The following is a 23,402-nucleotide window of genomic DNA, read 5'->3' as shown; positions in this document are numbered from 1 at the left end:
GATAAATTTCGGACTATCGAACATGTTGAATATTTTGGGCATGTTCTAATGTCGCTCCCTCTCCTTCAAAATATCAGCAATGTCTCCGGCCATTCAATTCTTCCTAGCTGCTGCCCTCTTCATGCTCATCCACATTTCCGTCATGGCGGCCAGCGCCAGGCTGTTCGGCATCACGGTGCGCAGCGTCAGCTATGGCGTGGGGCCAACCTTGCTGGCGTTGGGGCAAGTAAAGATCAGGCTGCTGCCCCTGGCCGGCAGCGTGGTGCTGAAAGATACGCGCGAAGAAGAGTTGTATGACGACGATCCCTGTCTCGACGCCTATAACTTCCAGCCCCTGTGGAAGCAGTGGCTGCTGCCGCTGGGCGGCGTGGCCGTGCTGCTGGCACTGGCGCTGGGCATCCTGGGCATGCAGGGCTGGGACAGCTTCATGACCGCGTTCACTCAAATCGTCGAAGGCGCGCTGGCTCCCATGGGCACGGCGCAAGAACTGCTGGGGAAAGGCGAAACGTTTGCGCGTACGCACAGCTTTGCCGAGGTATTCGCCTTGTTCGCCGTCAAACTGTGCGCATTCAACCTGTTGCCATTTGCCGGCTTGAACGGCGGCCAGGCGCTGCTGGCCCTGCTGCGTGGCGGCAAGCCGTCTGCGGCGTGGGAAGAGAGCGTGACGAAGTGGCTGCTGCTGCCGGGACTGGCCATCGTGCTGGCGTGGCTGGCGGCGTTCGGCTGGTATGGCTGGAGGGCGGCGGGAGCGTAAGCCCCACCGCCAAGACGATGCCTGCCGACAGCATGCGCTGGCCGGCAGGCAGGGGAACGACGCTCAGTTCACGCGCCTGGCCGGCGTGTCCTGCCCTTCCTGGCGCAATACCAGCTGCTCGGCCTTGCCGCTGGCATCCTTGCTGAAACGCACTTCCGCATCGACTTCATTCGAAAAGAAAGCCGTATCGCTCATCGGCAACATGCTCAGCTTGCGGAAACCCGTCACCTGGGCAAAGAACTTGTCGCCTTCGCGCGTCACTTCCAGGAAAACCTCGGGCGCCAGCGCGTACTTGCCCACGTAGGCATCGAACTGGGCAGGCGTCATGGCGACCACGGCACGCGCCGGCTTGGCGGCGCTGGCGCGCTCGTGCACCGACTTCGATTCGCCGCCGTCATTGAGGATCAGCTGCGCCTCGCCCTTCGGTCCCCGCTCGAATTCGGCTGTGGTGAGCGTATTTTCAATCAGGAAGCCATTCGGCGAGTACGCCAGCAGGCGCTGCGCGGGGCGGCCCGTGCGCTGCAACAGCAGCTGGCCCTCGAAATTGCGGATCGTGTAGCCGGCCTTCTCGTTGATGGCGTACACGCCCGCATAGGCGTCCAGGATGGCGGGCTTGAGCGTGATGACCTTGATCTCGGGATATGGCCGGCCGACGGCGACGGCGGCCGCCTTGCGCGCCACCACGTCAGGGTCGACCAGGCCCGTATCCGAGTTTTCCAGCACGGCCACGTAGACTTTTTCCTTCGGCAAACGCATGGCGAACGTGGCAAAGCCATTGATGCCGCCGCTATGGTAGATGAAAGGCGTGCCTTGCCATGTGCCCACCTTCCAGCCGTAGCCGGAACGGGTCGCCGTGCCGTCGTTCAGCTTGGCCGGCGTGAACGCCTGCTCCCAGGTGGCCGCCTTGAGCAGCTTGCCGTCGGAGATGGCCGCATCCCAGCGCGCCAGGTCGTCCACGGTGGAAACGAGCGCGCCGGCCGCATAGGGCTGCGTCATGCTCAAGGGCAAGTTCGGCGCATAGGCTACGCCCGAGCGGATATGCCCGGCCGCGCGCTTGGCGGGCCGGCGCTCGTGGCCTTCATACGCTGTGTCGTTCATGCCCAGCGGCACAAAGATCTGCTGTTCCATGAAGGTGGGGTACGGCTGGCCCGAGGCCTTTTCGATGATGGCGCCCAACAGAAAATAGCCGGAGCTGCTGTAGCGCCACTGCGTGCCCGGTTCGAAGTCGAGCGGATCGTTCTTGAAGAAATCGATCATCTGCGCCACGCTCAGGTCTTTCGTGCTGTTGGGCACGAATTCCGGCTTGCGTGTGTAGTCGTGGATGCCGGACGTGTGCGCAAGCAACTGCGCGATCGTGATCTGCTTGCCGTGGGTCGGATAGTCGGGCAGGAATTTGCTGATGTCATCGGTAAGGGCCAGCTTGCCCTGGTCGGCCAGCAACAGGATGGCGACGGCCGTGAATTGCTTGGAAATCGACCCCAGGCGCAGCGACATGTCGGGCGTCAGCGGCTGGCCATCCTGCACGCTGGCCAGGCCATACGCCTTGCGCAACAGGGGCTGGCCATCCTTGACGACGATGACGACGGCGCCGGGTTCCGTGGCCTTGTAATACGGCGCGATGCTGGCGTCGATCTGCGCCGCCAGCGCTTGCTGCCGCTGGCTCAGTGGAGCGGGCTGGTCGGCCCAGGCGGACGGTGCTTGCAACAGGATCAGGGTAGCGAGGCAGATGCTGGAAACTTTAAACATGTAGACCGCTTTCCAAAGAAGGATGAACGTGCAGGACCAGGCCCCTGGCGGCAGCTATCGGGCGGGAGGGTTTGCCATAGGAAATATTTCCAAATCGCTCATTCAGCCTAACAGACGCAGACTGGGCAATTCTATCCATTTGTCACATTGATAATTCATGCTGGCCCAGCGCTATGCATTTCGGCATAGCTGTCGTATGCTCGGAGCACTGTCTGACGGCCATCGCAAAGGAGGCATCATTCTCACGCTCGATATCTGTGGCAAGCACCTGGCCCTGTGGGCCATCCGTACCTACCGGCGCCGCTTATCGCCATGGAAAGGGTTTTCCTGCGCCTACCGCGTGCTGACGGGGCGCGACAGCTGTTCCGCCTACGGCTACCGGGTCATCGCCCGCCATGGCTTGCGCACAGGCTTGCCCTTGCTGCAACGGCGCCTGCGCGCCTGCGGAGAACGGCACCGCCAGCACCTGGCGCTGCCGCTACCGGAACGGCGCAGTGCGCGCCGCCAGGCACAGGCGGGGTATTGCGACTGCGACATCCCCTTGCTCGACTGTGCCTGCGACTGCGCCGACGTAGCAAATGTGCTCAACTGCAACTGGCCGGGCCGCAGCAAGACCCCGAAGTGGTTCCGCAACGATTATGCCGCCAGTGCCGCATTGAAGCGGCAGCAGGAAGAACACCGCAAGAGGCTCCGGCAAGGACGGGATGCAGGCCATTGAAATTCACACACTAACTTACAAATGAAATATTCATTCATGAAATGAATAATACCCATTATCACTGTGAATTGGCCGGCAGCGGAACGGCGGCCTATACTCATGCCGTCTCCCCTACACTGCCTCCCATGCACACCCAGCTCAGCCCGCACACACTGCGGGCTTTTTGTCCCCGGTACTTGCCTCTCTGCCATTCCACACCATGGTTTTTCAATAACAAGAACAGGGCGCGGCATGTACCGCCGGCCCGGCCCGCAACGGGGAGCGCATCATGATCGTGCGCGAGCGTCCTTCGGCGCTGCGGCTGTTCCTCGTCGTGCGCGGCTCCGTCCTGCCGCGCATCCGCACCACCCTGATCGTCAATACCCTGATCGCCACCCTGGTCACCTGGTGCCATGGCACGCTGTTCGATCACAAGGTCATCCTGACCACCATCCCGTTTACCCTGATCGGCTTGCCGCTGGCCATCTTCCTCGGCTTTCGCAACACGGCCGCCTACGACCGCTATTGGGAAGCGCGCAAGCTGTGGGGCGAATTGGTCTTGCGCAGCCGTAACTTCTCACGCCAATGCCAGAGCATGATACGCAGCGACACGGTGGCCCACGCCAGGCTGGGCCTCGATGACGTGCGCGTGCGCATGATTTACCGCACCATCGCCTTTTGCCACGCCCTGCGCCACCAGTTGCGCGACACGCGCGGCCCGGCCGACCTGCAACCGCTGTTGCGCCCGGCGGAATGGGCGGCCGCATGCCAGTCGTCGAATCCGTCCGACTATTTGATGCTGCAGATGGGCCACGACCTGGCCGACTGCGTCAAGCAGGGGCGGATCGACAGCATCCTCGCCGCCCAGCTCGACAATACGGTGTCGGCCATGGTGGGCGCCGGCGCCTCGTGCGAGCGCATCCGCAGCACGCCGATTCCGTTTTCATACTCGCTGCTGCTGCACCGCACGGCCTACCTGTACTGCTTCCTGCTGCCGTTCGGCCTCGTCGATTCGCTCGGCTTCATGACGCCGTTCGTCGTCGCCATCGTCGCCTACACCTTCTTTGGCCTCGATGCCCTCGGCGACGAGATCGAGGAACCGTTCGGCGAGGATGCCAACGACCTGCCCCTGAGCGCCATGTGCCGCGCCATCGAGATCAGCCTGCGCGAATCGCTGCACGACACGCCGTTGCCGCCGCCCATGCAGCCGGTCGACTACCTGCTGGCCTGATGCGCACGACTGAGTTTTTCCTTGACCTTACCATCGGGGGAAGGCTTACAGTGGGACCACTTAATCATTCAAGGAGTGCTTGTCATGTATCAGTTACAAGTTGAAAACATGAGCTGCGGCCATTGCGTCGGCTCGGTCACGAAAGCGGTGCAAGGCATCGACCCCGCCGCCCAGGTGCAGGTCGACCTGGCCAGCAAGAGCGTCACGGTGGAGTCGTCGAGCGAACTGGGCGCCATCAGCGCCGCCATCGTGGACGCGGGCTTCCCCGTCACCCGCGCGCAGTAATCGCCACAGCAGCATCGCGACAGCCGGCCCAGCGCCGGCTGTTGTCGTTTACCCGTCGAGTTCCGGATAATGGCGGAAGATGCCTTCCTCGCTGAAAGCAATGCGCCGCTGCGAGCGCAGGTAACGGGCAATGTTGGGCCGCGCCGCCACGGCGTCGTGCAAGTCGGACAAGGCGGGATAGGCGGGCGCCAGGCGCGCCATGGCTTGCGGAAACGCATAGCGCAAACCGGCCAGCATCTGGAACAGCGACAGGTCGCCATACGTGAGTTTCGCCCCCACCAGCCAGCCGCCCCGGCGCGGATTGTTCGCCAGCACCTGCGTAAAGTAGCCGAGGAACTTGGGCAGGCGCGTGGCGCGAAAATCCGCGCTGCGCAGCATGGCCGCCTGCTTTTGCTCCGCATAATATTGATTCATCGACAGCGGGTGGTGCGTGTCGTGCACTTCCGTCAGCCAGTCGGCCATGGTCAGCTGCAACTGGTTCAGCCACAGCCGGCCCTCTTCCGCGCGCGGCGCCAGGCCCAGGCGCCGGCCCAGGTAGTACAGGATATTCGGCGTCTGGCCGATCAGCCGTTCGCCATCGCGCAGCACGGGCGGCGCGTAGGCCGCATGGGGCGTGCTGTCGCCATCGAGGCAGGCCAGCATGGCGGACATGCCCTGCCCCTGGCGTTCAGGCAGGCGGGCGATATCGCGGTAATCGGCGCCCGCCTCTTCCAGGGCCAATCGGATGAATTCGCCGCGCCCCTGTATCGTGGGCCAGTAATACAGTGCGTAAGCCATGCATCCTCCTGATGTTGTTTTACCTCAATGGCAGCACGCCTTGGCGTCGGCGGCTTCCTCGCCCGCCAGCCCCAGGCTTTGCAGGATCGGGCAATCGGGCTTGTCGTCGCCGTGGCACGATTGCGCCAGGTGCGCCAGGGTGTCGCGCATCTCCGTCAGTTCGGCGATGCGTTTATTCAAATCCGCCACGTGCGCCAGCGCGATGCCCTTCACGTCGGCGCTGGCGCGTTGGTCGTTCTGCCATAGCGACAGCAACTCGCGTATCTGTTCCAGCGAAAAGCCCAGCACGCGGCCCCGTTTGATGAAACGCAAGGCGTGCAAATCGTTCGGCGTGTAGATGCGGTAGCCCGCGTCGCTGCGCGCGCTGGGTTTCAGTAATGCAATGCTTTCGTAGTAGCGTATCATTTTCGCCGATACGCCCGTTTCGCTGGCGGCCTGTCCGATATTCATAGTACTGACTCCTTGGTATGCGCGCTGCGCGCTTTCCAGCGGCGCAGCAACAGGGCATTGCTGATCACGCTGACCGAACTGAAGGCCATCGCCGCGCCCGCCACCATGGGATTGAGCAGGCCGAAGGCGGCCAGCGGAATGCCGATCAGGTTATAAATGAATGCCCAGAACAGATTCTGCCGTATCTTGCTGTAGGTGCGGCGCGAGATATCGATGGCGTCCGCCACCAGGGCCGGATCGCCGCGCATCAGGGTAATGCCGGCCGCGTGCATGGCCACGTCGGTGCCCGTCGACATGGCGATGCCCACGTCGGCGGCCGCCAGCGCGGGCGCATCGTTGATGCCGTCGCCCACCATGGCCACCTTGGCGCCGTCACGCTTGAGCGCTTCGATTTTAGCGGTTTTATCGGCGGGCAGCATTTTCGCCGCCACCGTATCGATGCCCAGTGCCTTGCCGACAGCGTCGGCGCTGCCTTGATTGTCCCCCGTCAACATCACCGTCTGGATGCCCAGTGCATGCAAATGGGCAATGGCCGCCTGCGCATTCGGCTTGACCTGGTCGCTGAAGGCAAACAGTCCCAGCAACTGGTCGCCCGACGCCAGCCAGGAAATCGTGTTGCCCGTGTTTTCCAGCGCCAGGGCCTGCTGCGCCAGCGGCGCCATGTCCACCTGCAATTCCTGCATCAGGCGCGTGCTGCCCAGTTTCAAGTCCAGGCCGTCGACCTGCGCCGCCAGGCCGCGGCCCGGCAAGGCCGACAGGGCCGTCGTGGGCAAGGGTTCGATGTGGCGCGCACTGGCCGCATCGAGCACGGCCGTAGCAAGACTGTGTTCGCTACCGCGCTGGATGCTGGCCGCCAGCTGCAGCAGCCGTGTTTCCTCGATGCCGTGCGCATGCAGGGCCGCCAGCGCGGGCTTGCCCACCGTCAGGGTCCCCGTCTTGTCGAACACGACGGTGGTGACGGCGTGCGCCACTTCCAGCGCTTCCGCGTCCTTGATCAGGATGCCGTAGCGGGCGGCAACGCCCGTGCCGGCCATGATGGCCGTCGGCGTGGCCAGGCCCAGCGCGCACGGGCAGGCGATGACCAGCACGGCCACGGCGTTGATGATGGCGTTCTCCAGCTCGCCAGTAGCGAACCACCAGCCCAGCATGGTCAGCAGCGCCAGCACCAGCACCACGGGCACGAAAATCGCGCTGACCTTGTCGACCAGGTGCTGGATGGGCGCCTTGGCCGCCTGCGCATCTTCCACCAGGCGGATGATGCGCGACAGCGTCGTCTCGCTGCCCACGGCCTGCGTGCGCACCAGCAGCAAGCCGTCCGCATTGATGGAACCGCCCGTGACCTTGTCGCCCACATGCTTGTCGACGGGCAAGCTCTCGCCCGTGATCAGCGATTCGTTGACCTGGCTGGCGCCCTCCACCACCACGCCATCGACGGCCACCCGTTCGCCTGGGCGTATCACCACCAGGTCGCCCAGTTTCACCTGTTCCACGGCGACATCGAGTTCGACGCCGTCGCGGCGCACGCGGGCCGAATCCGGACGCAGCACTTGCAAGGCGCGGATGGCCGACGCCGTCTGGCGCTTGGCGCGGCTTTCCAGCCATTTGCCCAGCAACACCAGGGTAATGACGACGGCCGACGCCTCGAAATACAGGTGCGGCAGCATCTCGCCCGCCGTCAGCCACTGGTAGACGGACAGGCCGTAGGCGGCGCTGGTGCCGAGCGCCACCAGCAAGTCCATATTGCCGCTGCCGGCGCGGGCCGCCTTCCAGCCCGCCTTGTAGAAGCGCGCGCCGAAATAGAATTGCACGGGCGTCGCCAGCGCGAATTGCAGCCAGCCGGGCAGCATCAGGTGGATGCCGGCCCACTCGACCAGCATGGGCAGCATCAGCGGGAAGGCGAGGATGGCGGACAGCGCCACTTTCACGCCATCGCGGTTCGGCGCGGCAGCGGGCGCGCCGGCCTTGCTGGCGGCGGGCACCTTCGCCTCGTAGCCGGCCTTGTCGATGGCGGCGACCAGGGTGGCCGCATCGACGCCGCCCGTGACCTTGACGCGCGCGCTTTCCGTTGCCAGGTTGACGCTGGCCGCCAGCACGCCGGGTACTTTCAGCAAGGCTTTTTCCACCCTGCCCACGCAAGAGGCGCACGTCATGCCGGCGATAGCCAGGTCGATGTCGCGCTGCGCCACGCTGTAGCCGGCCTTTTCCACGGCGGCCTGCAGGGTCTCCAGGGGGATGGGCAAGTCGGACGTGACCTTGGCAATTTCAGTGGCGAGGTTGACGCTGGCCTGGCTGACGCCGGGCACGGCGGCCAGGGCTTTTTCCACGCGGCCCACGCACGAGGCGCAGCTCATGCCTTCGATGGCCAGCGCCTGCGCATGCGCGGCGGGAATTGGTGACGGTGATGCGGGAGCAAGTGCGGTCTGATGCATGGCAGATCCTGTACGGTAAATGAACTAATGCGGTCAGGATCTGCTATCCAACGATGGGAAGGTCAAGCCCTATTTCTCGCGTGCGGGGCTTGCCATATCAACACCTCAGCGCACCACGCAATCGATGGCTGCCGGCCTGGCGCCACCTGCGGATGCGCCGGAAGAAAGCGGCGAGGCCGAGAAGACCGGCGGCGGCGTGAATGGCAGGCCTGGATTGACGGGCAGCATCACGGGCGGCTGCTTGAAGCTGGGGGTAAAGCCGAACTGGCCAGGGGCAAAATTGAGCGCGCCAGACGGATTGCTGACCTGAATCAGGCCATCGAGCACGTGCACATACAGGCCGGGCGCCACTCCCTGTCCTGGCGACGGCGGCAGCGGCGTTGCCGATGGCGCGACGTAGCTGGCAATAAACGTCGTGCCGCGGATGCCGATGGTGGCGGCCGGCGTCTTCATCTCGAAGCGTTCCTTGTTGCGCTTGCCGAGCAATCCCGTCACGGAACGCAAGCCGCCCTTGAGCAGGCTGAAGACGGCATGGTCGCCGTCGGGCTGCTCGGCCGTGTACGTGAATTGCTCGATCACAAAGCTGGTATTCGGCTTCAGCGTGATTTCACTGTTGTCGATCAGCTTGATCAAGGCATAGGTGTCCTTTTCCGTCAGCAAGGTATCGCCCTGCTCGACTTCGGACTTGATGGCCAGCAATTTCACCTTGCCATCGGCCTTCTTGACCATCAGCGGGCCGCTCAATTGCAGCACCGTGCCCGCCACCTGTCCGGCCCAGGCGTGCGCGGCCGTGCAGCTCAGCGCCAGCCACAGCAGTGCATGGCTCAGCCATTTAGTTGCAATAGGTTTTTTTGACTGCATCATCGTATTTGTATCCTGTAGATTTATCTGTGGCGCCGGCAACATCCTTGCTGTCCGCTTTCTTGTCATCGGTCTTCTGCACCGGAGACGCCGAGGCCAGCGGTGCATTTGCGCGGTCCGCCTGCTTGATGATGCGCAAGGCTTCGTCGATGGCGGCACTCACGCTGCTGTCGATGACGGCCGTGGTGGCGGGCAGGAAGATGGCATCGGGCACGTCCACCGTGCCGCCGGGTGCCAGCAGGCTCACGTCGGCGCGCTGGCGCGCGATGCGCACGCCGGAGGCAGCCGTGATGCCGCCCGTTTTTGCCAGCAAGCTCATGCTGGCCGCCGCCGGCACGGCGAAGCTGGCCGTGCCGCCCAGGCGCACGTTGGCGTCGGCTTGGGCGGCAAAACTGCCGCCGCTGGCGATGCGGGAATTGCCCTCGATATTGATGTCGCGCCCTGCCGTCAAACTGATGTCGCGCGCCGCCAGCAACTGCGCGCCATCGCCCAGCACCACGTCCGTGCTGGCATTGAGCGCAATATCATTGCCCTCGATCTTGCCGTTGACGGTGACGGGGCTGTGCGCCGTCAGCGCCACGTTGCCGCCATGCGCATTGATGTTGCCAGCCGAGATGGCACCGGTATTGTCGATGGCGATATTGCCCGCGCCCGTGACGAGCGTGCCCAGCGCCAGGCTGCCGGGAGCGGAAGTATTCTTCAGCGTAATGCCGCCACCCGCGCTATTGCTGGCGCTAAAGCTGCCCACCCGGTTGCCCGCATGGTCCAGCACCACGCCGTTCTGCGCCTGCGTGTCCAGGGTGGCAGCGACGATGGCGCCGTCCTGGCCGATGGCGCCGTTCAGGGCGCTCAGGCGCACATCGCGCGCCGTCACACTGGCAAAGCGCAGGTCGCCGCTGGCCTGGCTGATGGCCAGCTGGCCCGCCAGGTTGATGGCGCCGGCCGCCTGGCTGAAGCGGTTGGCGATGGCCAGGTTGCCGTTGCCGCTCAACAAGCCGCCGCTTTGCGCATAACGGTCGGCCGACAGGCTACCGTTCAGCAGCAAATTGCCGCCGCTGATTTCCAGGCCGGCCAGGCCGCTCAGCACGGAGCGGTCCAGCACGCTTTCACCGAGGGTCAGGCTGCCGCCCGTCAGCAGCAAGCCCGACGCCGAGTTCAGGCTCTTCAGGACGGTGCTGCCGGCTGCCGCGCTGTAGGTAACGATGCCCTTGCTGTTCGAAAAGTCGACGGCCAGCACGTTCGCGCCTTCCGGCACCACGCCGCCATCCCAGTTGGCCGCATCGCTCCACAAGCCGTTGCCGCTGCCTATCCAGGTCGACAATTGTTTTTGCGCAATCGTCGCCTGCGTCGTGCCGCCCGCCGACGTCAGCACGTAATTGCCCGCATCGGCGCCGTCCAGGCCCAGGTTGGTCACGGACACACTCTTGCCCACGCCCGCATTCTTGTCGCCGAAGCGGGCCAGGGCCGACACGTTCAGGCTGTCGCCAGCGATGCGGTCATCGCCAAAGTTCAGCGTGGCGCCCGTTGTGCCGTCGTAGGTCTTGTTGACGCCGTTGAAATGCACGTTCAGCGCGCGCGGCGTGATATCGGCCGTCGTGCTGCCGCTACCGCTGGCCAGCACGTAATTGCCCGCATCGGCACCCTGCAGGCTGCCGCTGCCGTAGCTGTAACTGACGTTCTTGCCGGCACCCACGTTCTTGTCGCCGAAGCTGGCCAGCGCGCCGGACAGCGACACCTGGTCATTGCCAACCAGGCCTTCCAGCAGGGCGCTGATGCTGGCGCTGGTCGTGCCGTCGTACACCTTGCCGGCCGCGCTGACGTTGCCCACGTTGAGGATGGCGCGGCCGATGTCGGCAAAGCCGCTGGCGCTATCGGCAACGCTGTAATTGCCCAGTTCATTGCCGGCCAGGCTGATGCCGCTGGCGTTGACAAGCTTGCCGCTGCCCGCGTTCTTGTCGGCAAACAGCGCCGTGCCCGTGGCGCTGACGCTGTCGCCGTTGACTACGTTACCCAAGATAAAGGTGGCGCCGCCGAAACCCAGCTGTCCATCGTAGACCTTGCCGCCGCCTATGCTCACCGTCAGCATGCGCGGCGTGATGGCCAGCGTCGTCGTGCCGCCCAGGCTGATGTCGTACTTGGTTGACCACAAGCCCGTCAGGCCATACGTGCCGACGTTGCGCGCGCTGCCGTAGCCGAGGCTGCCGTTGGCGCCCGTATCGCCATCGAGCAAGCCGACATAGCTCAGGCTGCCGAGGAAGCTGGCCAGCTGGCCATCGTAAACCTTGCTCGTAGCATTGCCCGACACGTTCACTTGCAGCGGTTTCAGGAAGGCTTTCAGCATCGGCGTCGTGTAGCCGTCGTAGATGCGCCAGACGCTGCCGAAATTGAAATCGTTGAAACTGCCCTGCTGCTGCATCTGCGCCGTCGTGCGGCCCGTGGCGCCGCCCTGGTCCATCTGCGTGCCCGCCGTTTCATAGTTCCAGTAGCCATACGCCACGCCCGCGCCCGCGTCGGCCCGGCCCACCAGGCCGCCCACCGTGCCGCCGGCAAAGCCGCCGCCGGCCACCGCGCCGCTGCTGTAGACGTGGCTGGCGCTGCTGCCCGCCACGCTCCAGCCGATCAGCCCGCCCAGGTTTTCCTTCGTCACGATGGGATCGCTATTCACCGATGCACCGACGGCACCCGTGGCGTAGGCATCGCTGATGCTGCCGCCATTGCGCCCCACCAGGCCGCCGATAGCCGCCGCGCCGCGGGCGGCGCCCGTGGCGTAGGCCTGCGAAATCGCGCCGTCATTGTTGCCCACCAGGCCGCCGACCTTGTCGCGCGCGCCCGTGACGTCGCCCGTGGCATAGGCGCCGTCGATGCTGGCGCCGGCCAGGTTGGCGCCGGCCAGGCCGCCGATGCTGCCCGCGTTGTCCGCATTGAGGCCCGTGACATTGCCGCTGGCGCTGGCATTGCGCAGCGTGCCGCCGTTGCTGCCGACCAGGCCGCCGACCGCGTTGGCGCCGTTGACCGTGGCGCCGCTGTGCACATTGTCCAGCGTGCCGCCCACGTTCATGCCGACCAGCGCGCCGACATTGTTGCTTCCCGTCACGCTGCCATCTTGCAGCGTGACGTTGCGCACCGTTCCGCCCTGCACCTTGCCGAACAGGCCCACGCCGGACGTCGTCGTCGCATTGCTGGTGTTGATGTACAAGCCCTGGATGGCGAAACCGGCGCCGTCGAACGTGCCCGCATAGCCGGCGCCGTTGCCGCCGGCGATGGCGGCAAAGCCGGCGCCCTGGTTCCAGGCGGTCGTGCCGCTGGCGTCGATATTGCCGGCCAGGCGGTAGCTGTTGCCCAGGCCCAGGCTGCCGATGCCTTGCAAGCCGTAGATATCGGCGATCAGGTAGGGCGATGCGGTACCGCCATCGCCGCCCGTCGCGCGCAGGAAGCTGGCGCCTGGCGCGATGGCGAACTGGCCGGCGGAGAACGCGGCCAGGTTCGGCCCGTTCTGCGTCCAGGCCCCGCCGTCGAGGAAGAAACGGCCGCCGACGGTGACGGCGCCCGTGGCCGTGATGGCGGAAGCTGAATTGACGTGCAGGTCGCCCGCCACGGCGAGCGCATTCGAGATGTGGATGCCGCCCGTATTGCTGCCGTCGCCGATGCTCAGCGATGCCGCCGCAATGCCGGCCAGCTCCGCCGCGTCGAGGCCCAGGGCGCCGCCCGACTTCGTGCCCAGGTCGATGCTGCGCGCACTGCTCAGCGGCTTGAGCGTCACGCTGGCGCCGGCGCCGCTGCCGCCGAAATTCAGGGTGCCGCCGAGCGTGATGCTGTCCGCCTGCAAGGTGACGCTCTGGCCGGCGACGCCGCTGCCGACCAGCCGCGCGCCGCCGCCCGTCAGGTTGATTTCGCCGCCCGCATGGTTGGCGCGCAGGGACAGGTTGCCGTTGCCGACATCGACCACGCCGGTGCCGGCCACGCTGGCGCCGGACAGCGACACGCTGCCGCCATGCGTCGTGATCGCCGCATTCAGGTGGACGTTCGAGCCGGGGCCGTACGCGCCGCCGCTGCTGGCGTCGTTCGCCGACAGGGTCACGCTGCCGCCGTTGGTGCTGATGGCCGCGTACACGTTGATGGTCTCGCCGGCCGTGGCGCTCAGGCCGATGCCGGGATTGACCATGTTGACGGCGCTGCTGAAATTGATGCGGTGCTGGGCCTGCAAGATCACATTGCTGCCGGCGCCCGAGATCACGTCGGCGCCGATGCTGGTGCTGCTGGCCGGCGGACCTTCGGCAAACTCGTCCACGTCGCCGAGGTTGCCGCCGCCGCCCTGCACCACGTCGATATCGTAGGGGTCGAGCAGCCAGGTGCCGCGCTTGCCGCGCCCCCCGCGCGCGCCCGTATCGACGCGGATGCCGTCGACGGCCAGCGCATGGCCCGACGTTTCCACGAAGCCGCCATCGCCGCCCTGCACGCCGCCGCGCGCGGAAATGCTGCCGTGCACCTGGGCCGTGTCATTGCCCCAGGCGATGACACGGCCGCCATTGCCGCTGCCGGTGGCGTCGGCCGCGATGCTGGCGTCCTTGCCGACAAGCACCTGGCGCGCATTCTGCACGGCCGCGTTCTTGCCCTGGTAGTCGCCGCCCAGCAAGACCGTGCCGCCGCCCGTGGCGCCGCTGGCATCGATTTTCGCGTTGCCCAGCAAGCCCACCTGGTCGCCCAGCACGCGGATCTCGCCGCCCTTGCCGGCCGCGCCCGTGGCGCTAGTGACGCTGCCCGCCTCGAGCAGCGCCTTGCCGCTGGCCTTGAGCACGATCTTGCCGTTCTCGCCGACGACGGCGCTGTTCGCGTTGAGCACGCCGCGCTGGCTGAGCAGGGCGCCGGCCATGCCGATGCCGCCGCCCTGAGCGATGATCTGGCCCAGGTTCAGCGCCCGGTCGTCGGGTGCCGACACCAGCACGCGCAACTCGGGGTTGCCCGGGTCGGCCAGCTGCACGCTGCGCCCGGCCGCCAGGATCACTTCGCCATTCGGCGCCGTGATGAGGCCCGTGTTTTCCACGTTTGGCGCGATCAGCAGCACTTGCCCGCCCTTGCCTGCATTGATCACCCCGGCATTGCCGACGGCGCCGGCCACGCTGCCGGCCGTAAATTGGCGCTTGCCGGCCAGGAAATCCTCGTTCGACATGCCCAGGCTGGACGCCACCAGGCCATGCACGTCGACCCGCGCGCCCTGGCCGAAGACGATGCCGTTCGGATTGATCAGGAAGACCTTGCCGTTCGATTCCAGGCTGCCCAGGATCTTGCTGGGGTCTTGTCCCGTAATGCGGTTCAGCACGGCACTATTGCCGTTTTGCTGGATGAAGCGCGTGATCTCGCCCGCATGGATGGAAAAGCTTTGCCAGTTGATGATGGTATTGGGCGTGTTCGTGATCGAGAAGACGTTGCCCTGCTGGTTGAACGTGGCTTGTCCGCTGACCACTTGCGGCAGGGTCGGGTTGGCCTGCGCCGCGCCGAAGCAGCCGGCCAGCAGCAGCGCCAGCGCCGTGCGGCGCAATGGCGGCCCGTACGGCGGCGGGGCGGAAACGGAAGCGGGGTGGACGTGATTGTGCATGGTGTTCATCCTGATACTAGTAAGCCAAGGCGAGTCGGAAATGCAGGCGGTTGGCGCCGCGCTGTCCCGTGTCGCCGCCATTGACGACATGGGCGTAGTCGAGTTGCAGATTGGCGTAGCGGTTCAGCATCAGGCGCAGGCCGAGTCCCGCGCTGCCTATGCCCTGGGAAGCGCTTTCGCCGGGCAGCGCATGGTTGCGGCGCAGCCATGCCGTGTCGTAGAAAGCCAGCGCGCGGCATTGGTAGCCGAGGGCCTGGCCGCACCAGTTCGGCGTGTACAGTTCCAGGTTCAGGCTGGCGCCGGAGTCATTCGATACCTCGCGCTCGGCAAAGCCGCGCACGGACGCTGCGCCGCCGGCGCCGAACTGCTCGCCGGGCACCAGCGCGTCCGGCGTGACCTGGGCGTTGAACAGGGCACGCCACTGCCAGTCGTTGCTCAGCACGCGCGCCGTGCTGGCGCTCAGGCGCAAGGTGTTGTAGCCAGCCTTCGCATGCGCGCGCACGCGGTCGAAATCGGCTTGCGCGCCATGCTTCCCGCCGGGAATATTGTGCGCGAACGTGACGGCCACGCTGGTCTCGCCCGTTGGCAGGGTCCAGTTGCCGATGTAGCTGACGCTGAGCGGATGCACGGTGACGTCGGCGCCCAGTTCCATGCCGAACAATTGCACGCTGTTGCGGTAGGCCTTGTAGTCGATGCCGTACACGAGCTTGGGCTCGAAATCGTCGCGGCGGGCAAAGTTCTGGTTGTAGCGGATGCCGGCCATGCTGCCCTGGCCGCTGACGGCCAGGTCGAAAATGCCGGCCGAGACGCTGCCCGAGTCGACATTCGAATAACTGGCGAAAAAGTCCATCGAGTCGCCCAGCGCATACAGCGGCAAGTGGTAGCCGGCGCCATACACGCCGACCTTGTCCGGCTTTTCCAGGCTGCTCGTGTACTGCAGGCTGGCGACATGGTCGCGCCCCCACAGGTTGGCATGCTGCAGCACCACGCCCACGTGCGTCTTGCCCGTCTGCGCGTTGCCCGTGTTATCCACGTTGAGCATGGCCTTCCAGGCCTTTTCATCGGCCACCGCGACGATGGCGTCGATGGCGCCCGCCTGCTCGTCGGCCTGCAGCCGTACTTCGATCTTGCGCGCCGGGTTTTCATTGGCCAGCCGCAGGCTTTGCGACAGGGCGTTCAAATTCGGCGTCTCGCCTTCGCGCAGGGCCGGCAGCGCGCGCCGCACGTTGGCCTCGTCGACATGCACGTTGCCGCTGATGGCGACCTTGCCCAGCGGCGTTTGCAGCACGCTCAGGCGCACCACGCCGCGTTCCAGTTCCTGTTCCGGCAGCTGCACCTGCACGGCGCCGTAGCCACGCGCCCGGTAGGCGGCTTCCAGCGCCTCGACGGCACGCGCCAGGTGGGAAAAATCGCGCTGCGGTCCCGTAAACGGGGCCAGCAGCGCCTGTACCTGGGCGTCGCCGAGCAGGGTATTGCCCTGCACGTCAAAGCGGCTGATGTCGAAATGCGACACGCCATTGTCCTGCGCGGCCGGCGTGGCCTCATCCATGGAAACGGCAGCGCCGGCGGCGCCGACGGCGAACAGCAGCGCGGAACCCGCAAGCAGGTGCACCAAACGATATGTCATGTGAAGGATTTCTTGTGTAACCGGACAAGCGCTTGGCCCCGCAGGCGCCAGCGGCACTCTATCCGGCAATGGATTGAAGACAAATTTTAGACGGCTTTTAGTTTCCAGTCAGAAATTTCTGACGTTTTCTTGCGAATTTCATGGCGTTGCTGCCTACATCATGCAGACAAACTGGAAAGATGATGGAATTGACAGCAGTTTGCAAGGCAAATCAGATGGTTACTTGCTATTCAAGACCGTCACGCCATCCCAGCCGGCCGGCGGCGGCGCGGCGCGGTAATGCGCCAGGCGCGCCGCATACAGCCGGTACACGCCGTCTTCGGGGAAATCCGCCTGCAGGCTGGCGACCTCGGCCGCCGCCGCTTCCCAGTCGCGCGCGCGCAACAGGGCCAGCGCGGCATGCCAGCGCGCCAGCTGCGCCAGCTCCTGCGCATCGGCGTCGGCCAGCAAGCCGCGCGGCTCGAAGATGGCCACCGCCTGCTGCTTGCCCTGCACGCGCACCAGGTCCAGTTCGCGGTACAGGAAGTCGCCCGCCGCCGCGCGCGTGGCCGCCCCCGCGACGATGCCCACGCCATACAGCTTGCTGGCGCCTTCCAGGCGCGCGGCCAGGTTCACGCTGTCGCCCATGACGGTATAGGCGCGGCGGATGCGCGAGCCCATGTCGCCCACATGCATGGCGCCCGTATTGATGCCGATGCCGATGCGCAGCGGCGGCCAGCCGCGCGCGGCGAAGTCCGCATTCAGTCGCGCCGCGCTGCGCTGCATCAGCAGCGCGCTGGCCACGGCCCGGCTGGCGTGGTCGGCAAAGGCCACCGGCGCGCCCCAGAAGGCCATCACGGCGTCGCCGATGTACTTGTCGAGCGTGCCGCCATGGCTGTCGCGGATATCCTGCGACATGGCCGTCAGGTAGGTATTGATGTATTCGCGCAGCGCGGCCGGCGCCAGCTGCTCGGAAATGGCCGTGAAGCCGCGCACGTCGGCAAACAGCACCGTCAATTCGCGGTTCTCGCCATCCATGGTGTAGCGCTGCGGATTGTCCGCCATCTCGGCCACCAGTTCGGGCGCCACGTATTCGCCGAAGCGCGCCACCAGCGCGCGCCCCTTGCGCACTTCGAAGAAGTAGCCCCAGGCCAGGTTGACGATGAACAGCGCGACGATCAGCAGCAGCACCACGGCGCCGCCCAGCACCAGGTCGCGCGCCGCATACAGGTGCAGGTTGACGGCGATGGCGGCGGCCATCGCCCCCAGGGTCAGCAGCATCACGCCGGCCGGCGGCAGCACGGCCAGCGCGCCGGCCAGCAGCAGGCCCACCGCCAGCACCTGCAGCAGTTCGAGCGCCAGCGCGTAATCGGGCCGCGACTTGAAGCGTCCGTCGAGGATGGACTTGATCAGGTTGGCGTGCACTTCCACGCCCGGATATTCGGCGTTGACAGGCGTGGCGCGGATATCGTTGAGGCCGGGCGCCGTGGTGCCGACCAGCACGATGGCGCCCTGCAGCAGCGCGGGCGGCACGCTGCCGGCCAGCACGTCGGACGCCGAGACATAGCGGAAGGCGCCACCGGCGGGGCCGCCCGTGCCGCGGTACTGCACCGTGGTGGTCAGCGCCTCGCCCACGGGAATGGCCGTCGCGCCGCGCGGCGCGAACAGCACGATGTGTTCGAGCCCGCCGTTGGCCAGTTCGCGCGCCGACAGGGTATCGGCCGTGGCCGTGAAGCGCGGGGCGATGGCGCGCGCCTGCAGGTAGACGGCGGCCGTGGCCAGCGACAGCGAGGGATAGTAGCCGTCGCCGATGCGCTGCAGCAGCGTCGAGGAGCGCACCACGCCGTCGGCGTCCGTCAGCGCCGTGAAGATGCCGGCGCCGCGCGCGGCCGCCTGCAGCGGTGCGATATTGGCTTCGTAGCCGGGCGCCGTGTAGGCCGTCACCGTGCGCCCGTTCAGGTCTGCCACGGTAAATGCGGGGGCCGGCAGCACGCCCTTTTTTTGCCGCTCCGAGACGCTGTAGCCGAGCACCACGGGCTGGCCGCGCATGGCGTCGGCGAACTGGCCGTCGTAATCCATCGCCGGGCGCAGTTTTTCCAGCTGCGCCGGCAAGCCCGCCACGCCGGCCAGTTCGCCGCGCGCCAGCGTTTCGAGCACGGCATAGCCGGAACTGGTGTCCGCTTCGGGAAACGAGATATCGAAACCCAGCGCCGCCACGCCGTAGTGGCCGGTGAGCTGGCGCACCAGCTTTGCCTGGATGTCGCGGCTCCACGGAAAACGCCCCACCCGGGCCAGGCTCTTTTCATCGATGTCGACGATGACGATGCGGCTGTCGAGCTGCGGCGCCTCGGCACGCATGCGCCAGTCGCCGAGCATGGCGTCGAGCCGCGCGATATTCGCGTTGCCGGCCAGGCACAGGATGGCGGCGGCCACGGTCAGCGCCACGCCCAGCAGCCAGCGCGCGCCATGCTTGCGCAGGGCCGGCGCCAGCTTCAAGGGGTATAGCCCGGAATGGAGGCCTCGTCGACGGCATCGATCTGGCTCGGATGCATGTGCTTTTCGGCGAAGGTCAGGTAGACCTTGCTGCGGATGAAGACGTCGAACAGTTCCGGGTCGATATGCCCGTTCAGGCTGAAATTGCCGAGGATGCGCAGGGATTCGGACAGCGACTTGCCCTTCTTGTAGGGCCGGTCGCGCGCCGTCAGCGCCTCGAAGATATCGGCGATGGCCATCAGGCGCGCCGGCACCGACATCTGCTCCTTGGTCAGGCCGCGCGGATAGCCCTTGCCATCCATGCGTTCATGGTGGCCGCCCGCGTATTCCGGCACCTTTTGCAGGTGCTTCGGCCATGGCAGCGCTTCGAGCATGCGGATCGAGACGCTGATATGGTTGTTGACGATGGCCCGCTCGGCCGCCGTCAGCGTGCCGAAGCGGATGGTCAGGTTTTCCGTCTCGTCGGCATCGAGGAAGTCGCGCAGCTCGCCGTCGGCCGCGCGCCAGCGCCGGCGCGCGATCTGCCGCACGCGCTCCTGGTCGGCCGGCGCCATGCCTTCGCCGCCCACGTTGGCGCGGCGGATGAAGTCGCGCTCCTCGCGCAGCGCGGCCTGCTCCTGCTCCAGCGCCTGCGCGATGGCGTCCTGCTGCTGCGGCTGCGCCGCCTGCTGGCGCAAGGCCGCGATCTCGGCGTCGCGCAGCAGCACTTCGTAGCGCGTGTCGATCAGGGCGATGCGGTCGAAGATGGTTTCCAGCTTGGTGGCCTTGTCGACCACGTGCACGGGCGTGGTGATCTTGCCGCAGTCGTGCAGCAGGCCGGCCAGCCACAGCTGCTTGCGTTCATTGTCGCTGAGACGAAACTGGGCCAATGGCCCGCTGTCGGTCGCATGCGCGGCGTCGGCCAGCAGCATGGTCAGCTCGGGCACGAACTGGCAATGGCGCCCGGTGTACGGCGACTTTTCATCGATGCCGATATTGATCAGGGTGACCAAGGACTCGAGCAGCTCTTCCAGCTGGGAGATCAGCAGCTGGTTCGTCAGCGCCACGCCCGCCTGCGCCGCCAGCGCCTCGATGAAACGCTGGTCGGTGGAAGAAAACGCGCGCACCTGGCCCGTCTCGGCATCCTTGGCGTTCACCAGCTGCAGCACGCCGATCAGGTCGCCCTCATGGTCGTTCATGGGCACCGTCAGGATCGACTGCGTGTGATAGCCGTGGTGGCGGTCGAAGGCGCGCATGCCGGAGAAATTGAAGGCCTCGTCGCGGTAGACGTCGGCGATATTCACGCTGCGGCGCTGGTTGGCCGCATACGCGGCCACCGAGGCCAGATTCGGCTGCCCGGCGCCATCGAACAGCGGCACGCCTGGCAAGCCGATGTCGTTGCCCTGCCCGATGCCCAGGCTGTCGTTGACGCTGATGTGGAAATCGAGCTGGCGTCCGTCCGCGGCGGGCCGGTACAGGGTGGCGCCATCGGCCCCGCTCATGCTTTTTGCCAGCAGCACGATGCGCTGCAGCAGCGGTCCGATGTCGCGCCCCTGACCGCCCAGGCCATCGCCTAGCGCGACGCTGAGCTCGGTCAATTGCTCCAGTCTGTGGGCGATTTTCTCAGGGTGCAGCTGAGGCATATGGGACGCGATCAGGTAAGGAAAAAGGGAAGTCGGCAAGCGCCAGTGTAACGGCCACCCCGCGCACTGTACATTACTCAATTACATCAAAATGAAATAAATTGCCGTGTTGCAACACACACAAATGTTGCCGCCAATCTCATTAATTAGAATAGAATCAACAATAATTACACAGTAACAAGGTACTGAATGAAATTCACGTTCAGGGGCGTGCGCGGCTCCATCCCCTCCCCCGGTCCGCGCACGGCCCGCTATGGCGGCAACACCACGTGCATCGAAGTGCGCACCGACGACGACAGCCTGATTATCCTCGATGCGGGCAGCGGCATCTTTTCGCTGGCGCAGCAACTGCCTGCAGGCCAGCGCGTCGACGCGCATGTCTTCATCACGCACAGCCACTGGGACCACATCCACGGCCTGCCCATGTTCTCGCCCCTGTTCGTGGCCGGCAACCGCATGCGCCTGCACGGCGCGTTCGACGCGCGCAGCGGGCGCGGCATCGAGCACGTGATGGCGGTGCAGCTGCAGGACAGCTACTTCCCCGTCAGCGAGGCGGCCATGGCGGCCAGCATCGAGTACCGCACCCTGGCGCCCGGCGAAGCCGTCGACGTGGGCGGCGCGCGCGTCCGCGGCGCGGAGATGAACCACCCGGTCGTCAACCTCGGCTACCGCATCGACTGCGCTGGCGCCTCGCTGTTTTTCAGCGGCGACCATGAACCGTTCTACAACCCGCATCCGCCCGGCCACGCCGAACACGCGGCCTGCGCGGCGCGCAATGCGCAGCGCCAGGCCAGCATCGACGCGCTGGTCGACGGCGTCGAGGCGCTGATCATGGATTGCTCGTACACGCGCGAGGAATACCCGGGCAAGCAGGGCTGGGGCCATGGCACTTTCGACGCCGCCTTCGAACTGGCCCTGCGCTGCGGCGCGCGGCGCCTGTACTGCACCCACCACGAGCCGACCCGCAGCGACGAGCAACTGGAAGCCGTGTTTGCCGACGTGATGGGCCGCCATGCGGGCCGCCTGGGCAGCCTGCAGGTGTTCCTCGCCTACGAGGGGCTGACGGTGGAACTGGCCGGGGCATGAAAAAAGGGAGCCGCAAGGCTCCCTTTTTACTGGCGTTGGCTATCCATTACATGATATGGCGGCCAATCCACCATGCGATGGCGGCGACAAACGCGGAAGCGGGGATCGTGAAGATCCAGGCCCAGACGATGTTGCCCGCCACGCCCCAGCGCACGGCCGACATTTTCTGTGCCGAGCCGACGCCGACGATGGCGCCCGTGATGGTGTGCGTGGTCGACACGGGGATGCCCAGCGCCGTCGAGACGAACAGGGTGATGGCGCCGCCCGTTTCGGCGCAGAAGCCGCCGACCGGTTTGAGCTTGGTGATCTTCTGGCCCATGGTCTTGACGATGCGCCAGCCGCCGAACAGCGTGCCGAAGCTGATCGCCGTGTAGCACGAGATGATGACCCACATCGGTGGCATGGCGTCCGTCGTGCTTGAGTAGCCGGCGGCGATCAGCAGCATCCAGATGATGCCGATGGTCTTTTGCGCATCGTTGCCGCCGTGGCCCAGGCTGTACGCCGCGGCCGACACCAGTTGCAGGCGGCGGAACCATTTGTCGACGCGGCGCGGCGTCGAGCGCACGAAAATCCACGACACCAGCAGCATGATCAGCGAACCGAACAAAAAGCCCAGCACCGGCGACAGCACGATGAACAGCACGATCTTCCACAGGCCGGCCGAGATCAGCGCGCCCGTGCCCGACTTGGCGACAGCGGCGCCCACCAGGCCGCCGATCAGGGCGTGCGAGGACGACGATGGAATGCCGTAGTACCAGGTGACGAGGTTCCACACGATGGCGCCCATCAGGGCGCCAAATATCACATATTGGTCGATCACCGCGGGGTCGATCGTGCCCTTGCCCACCGTGGCGGCCACGGTCAGCTGGTGGAAGACGAAGATGGCGACGAAGTTGAAGGTGGCAGCCATGGCAACCGCGGTCTGCGGTTTCAATACGCCCGTCGAGACCACCGTGGCGATCGCGTTGGCGGCATCGTGGAAGCCGTTCATGAAGTCAAATAGCAGCGCCAGGATGACAAGCAGGCCTAGCACGTAGATGCTCATTTGGATGGTTTGCATGGATTTTTCTTTTCTGATTCTGTTTCAGGACAGACGCTGTTACGCGTTTTCGACGATGATGCCTTCGATAATGTTGGACACATCTTCGCAACGGTCTGTCACGGTTTCCAGAATTTCATAGATCGCTTTGAGCTTGATCAGGTTGCGCACGTCCGGCTCGTCGCGGAACAGCTTGGACATGGCGGCGCGCATCACGTGGTCGGCATCCGATTCCAGGCGGTCGATTTCCTCGCAGATGGCGACGATCTTGCGCGAGTTATCCATGTTGTGCAGCATGGCGACGGCGTCGCGCACTTTTTCGGTACAGGCCAGCACCAGTTCGGCCAGGCGCTTGGCTTCCGGCGTGACGGCTTTCAGGTCGTACAGCGACACGGTCTGCGCCGCGTCTTCCAGCAGGTCGAGGATGTCGTCCTGGCGCGTGATCAGCTGATGGATGTCGTCGCGGTCGATCGGCGTGATGAAGGTCTTGTGCAGCATTTCCACGGTGGCGTAGGTGACTTTGTCCGCCTGTTTCTCGATGCTTTCAATCGCATGCACGCGGTTTTCCAGGTCGTCGAAATTGGTCATCAGGCCGAGCATCTCTTTCGCGCCCTTGACGCACAGTTCCGCGTGCTGGTTAAACAATTCAAAAAACTTGCCCTCAGTGGGCATCAAGCGTCCAAACATGTCATTCTCCGTTAAGCATTGAGTCGTGTTATTTACTACAGAAAGC

General features: G+C 65.5%; 16 protein-coding genes. 5 read left to right on the top strand and 11 right to left on the bottom strand.

What is annotated here, in order from left to right:
• Positions 1-121: 121 nt before the first annotated feature.
• Complete coding sequence (locus YQ44_RS05765; protein ID WP_071322568.1) at positions 122-754, top strand: site-2 protease family protein; 633 nt, start codon at positions 122-124, stop codon at positions 752-754.
• A gap of 63 nt (positions 755-817) precedes the next feature.
• On the opposite strand, the gene YQ44_RS05760 is transcribed toward YQ44_RS05765, so the two are convergent.
• Positions 818-2,500 (bottom strand): serine hydrolase, encoded by a 1,683-nt coding sequence (locus tag YQ44_RS05760; protein WP_071322567.1) that lies wholly within the window; start codon positions 2,498-2,500, stop codon positions 818-820.
• Between the two features lie 196 nt (positions 2,501-2,696).
• On the opposite strand from YQ44_RS05760, the gene yidD reads away from it, so the two are divergent.
• From yidD to YQ44_RS05745, 3 genes are all read left to right on the top strand, one after another.
• The gene (yidD, locus tag YQ44_RS05755) at positions 2,697-3,218 is read left to right on the top strand and encodes a membrane protein insertion efficiency factor YidD (protein ID WP_071322566.1); all 522 of its coding nucleotides are present in this window, start codon (positions 2,697-2,699) and stop codon (positions 3,216-3,218) included.
• Positions 3,219-3,486: 268 nt separating this feature from the next.
• Complete coding sequence (locus YQ44_RS05750) at positions 3,487-4,428, top strand: bestrophin family protein (RefSeq protein WP_071322565.1); 942 nt, start codon at positions 3,487-3,489, stop codon at positions 4,426-4,428.
• An 84-nt stretch (positions 4,429-4,512) separates the two neighbouring features.
• Positions 4,513-4,713, top strand: coding sequence for a heavy-metal-associated domain-containing protein (locus tag YQ44_RS05745; RefSeq protein WP_071322564.1), 201 nt, complete (start codon positions 4,513-4,515; stop codon positions 4,711-4,713).
• A 48-nt stretch (positions 4,714-4,761) separates the two neighbouring features.
• On the opposite strand, the gene YQ44_RS05740 is transcribed toward YQ44_RS05745, so the two are convergent.
• The 8 genes from YQ44_RS05740 to YQ44_RS05705 all read right to left on the bottom strand — a co-directional run bounded on the left by YQ44_RS05740 (position 4,762) and on the right by YQ44_RS05705 (position 20,544).
• A complete protein-coding gene (locus YQ44_RS05740; RefSeq protein WP_071322563.1) occupies positions 4,762-5,490 on the bottom strand; it encodes a glutathione S-transferase in 729 nt (242 codons plus the stop codon).
• A gap of 24 nt (positions 5,491-5,514) precedes the next feature.
• Positions 5,515-5,940, bottom strand: a complete 426-nt coding sequence (gene cueR / locus YQ44_RS05735) for a Cu(I)-responsive transcriptional regulator (protein WP_071322562.1) — start codon at positions 5,938-5,940, stop codon at positions 5,515-5,517.
• Complete coding sequence (locus YQ44_RS05730) at positions 5,937-8,369, bottom strand: heavy metal translocating P-type ATPase (RefSeq protein WP_071322561.1); 2,433 nt, start codon at positions 8,367-8,369, stop codon at positions 5,937-5,939. The genes cueR and YQ44_RS05730 overlap by 4 nt, the downstream gene beginning before the upstream one ends.
• A gap of 105 nt (positions 8,370-8,474) precedes the next feature.
• The gene (locus YQ44_RS05725; RefSeq protein ID WP_071322560.1) at positions 8,475-9,233 is read right to left on the bottom strand and encodes a FecR family protein; all 759 of its coding nucleotides are present in this window, start codon (positions 9,231-9,233) and stop codon (positions 8,475-8,477) included.
• A complete protein-coding gene (locus tag YQ44_RS29280; RefSeq protein ID WP_083412104.1) occupies positions 9,202-14,823 on the bottom strand; it encodes a YDG domain-containing protein in 5,622 nt (1,873 codons plus the stop codon). Before YQ44_RS29280 ends, YQ44_RS05725 begins: the two co-directional genes overlap by 32 nt.
• 16 nt (positions 14,824-14,839) lie before the next feature.
• Positions 14,840-16,450: a ShlB/FhaC/HecB family hemolysin secretion/activation protein gene (locus YQ44_RS05715; RefSeq protein WP_071322558.1), complete on the bottom strand. Its 1,611-nt coding sequence runs from the start codon at positions 16,448-16,450 to the stop codon at positions 14,840-14,842.
• A gap of 219 nt (positions 16,451-16,669) precedes the next feature.
• A complete protein-coding gene (locus YQ44_RS05710; RefSeq protein WP_442905931.1) occupies positions 16,670-18,805 on the bottom strand; it encodes a CHASE2 domain-containing protein in 2,136 nt (711 codons plus the stop codon).
• 116 nt (positions 18,806-18,921) lie between these two features.
• Entirely contained in the window at positions 18,922-20,544 is a 1,623-nt protein-coding gene (locus YQ44_RS05705) for a GAF and HD-GYP domain-containing protein (protein WP_071322556.1), read from the bottom strand.
• A 189-nt stretch (positions 20,545-20,733) separates the two neighbouring features.
• Between YQ44_RS05705 and YQ44_RS05700 the strand changes: the two genes are divergently transcribed.
• Complete coding sequence (locus YQ44_RS05700; protein ID WP_071322555.1) at positions 20,734-21,630, top strand: MBL fold metallo-hydrolase; 897 nt, start codon at positions 20,734-20,736, stop codon at positions 21,628-21,630.
• Between the two features lie 46 nt (positions 21,631-21,676).
• On the opposite strand, the gene YQ44_RS05695 is transcribed toward YQ44_RS05700, so the two are convergent.
• Positions 21,677-22,690 (bottom strand): inorganic phosphate transporter, encoded by a 1,014-nt coding sequence (locus tag YQ44_RS05695; RefSeq protein WP_071322554.1) that lies wholly within the window; start codon positions 22,688-22,690, stop codon positions 21,677-21,679.
• 39 nt (positions 22,691-22,729) lie between these two features.
• A complete protein-coding gene (locus YQ44_RS05690; RefSeq protein WP_010400015.1) occupies positions 22,730-23,356 on the bottom strand; it encodes a DUF47 domain-containing protein in 627 nt (208 codons plus the stop codon).
• Positions 23,357-23,402: the final 46 nt, after the last annotated feature.

This window comes from Janthinobacterium sp. 1_2014MBL_MicDiv (assembly GCF_001865675.1).
GTDB lineage: Bacteria > Pseudomonadota > Gammaproteobacteria > Burkholderiales > Burkholderiaceae_D > Janthinobacterium.
The sequence above is the reverse complement of the archived record's forward strand: the minus strand, read 5'-3'. Positions and strand labels throughout refer to the sequence as shown.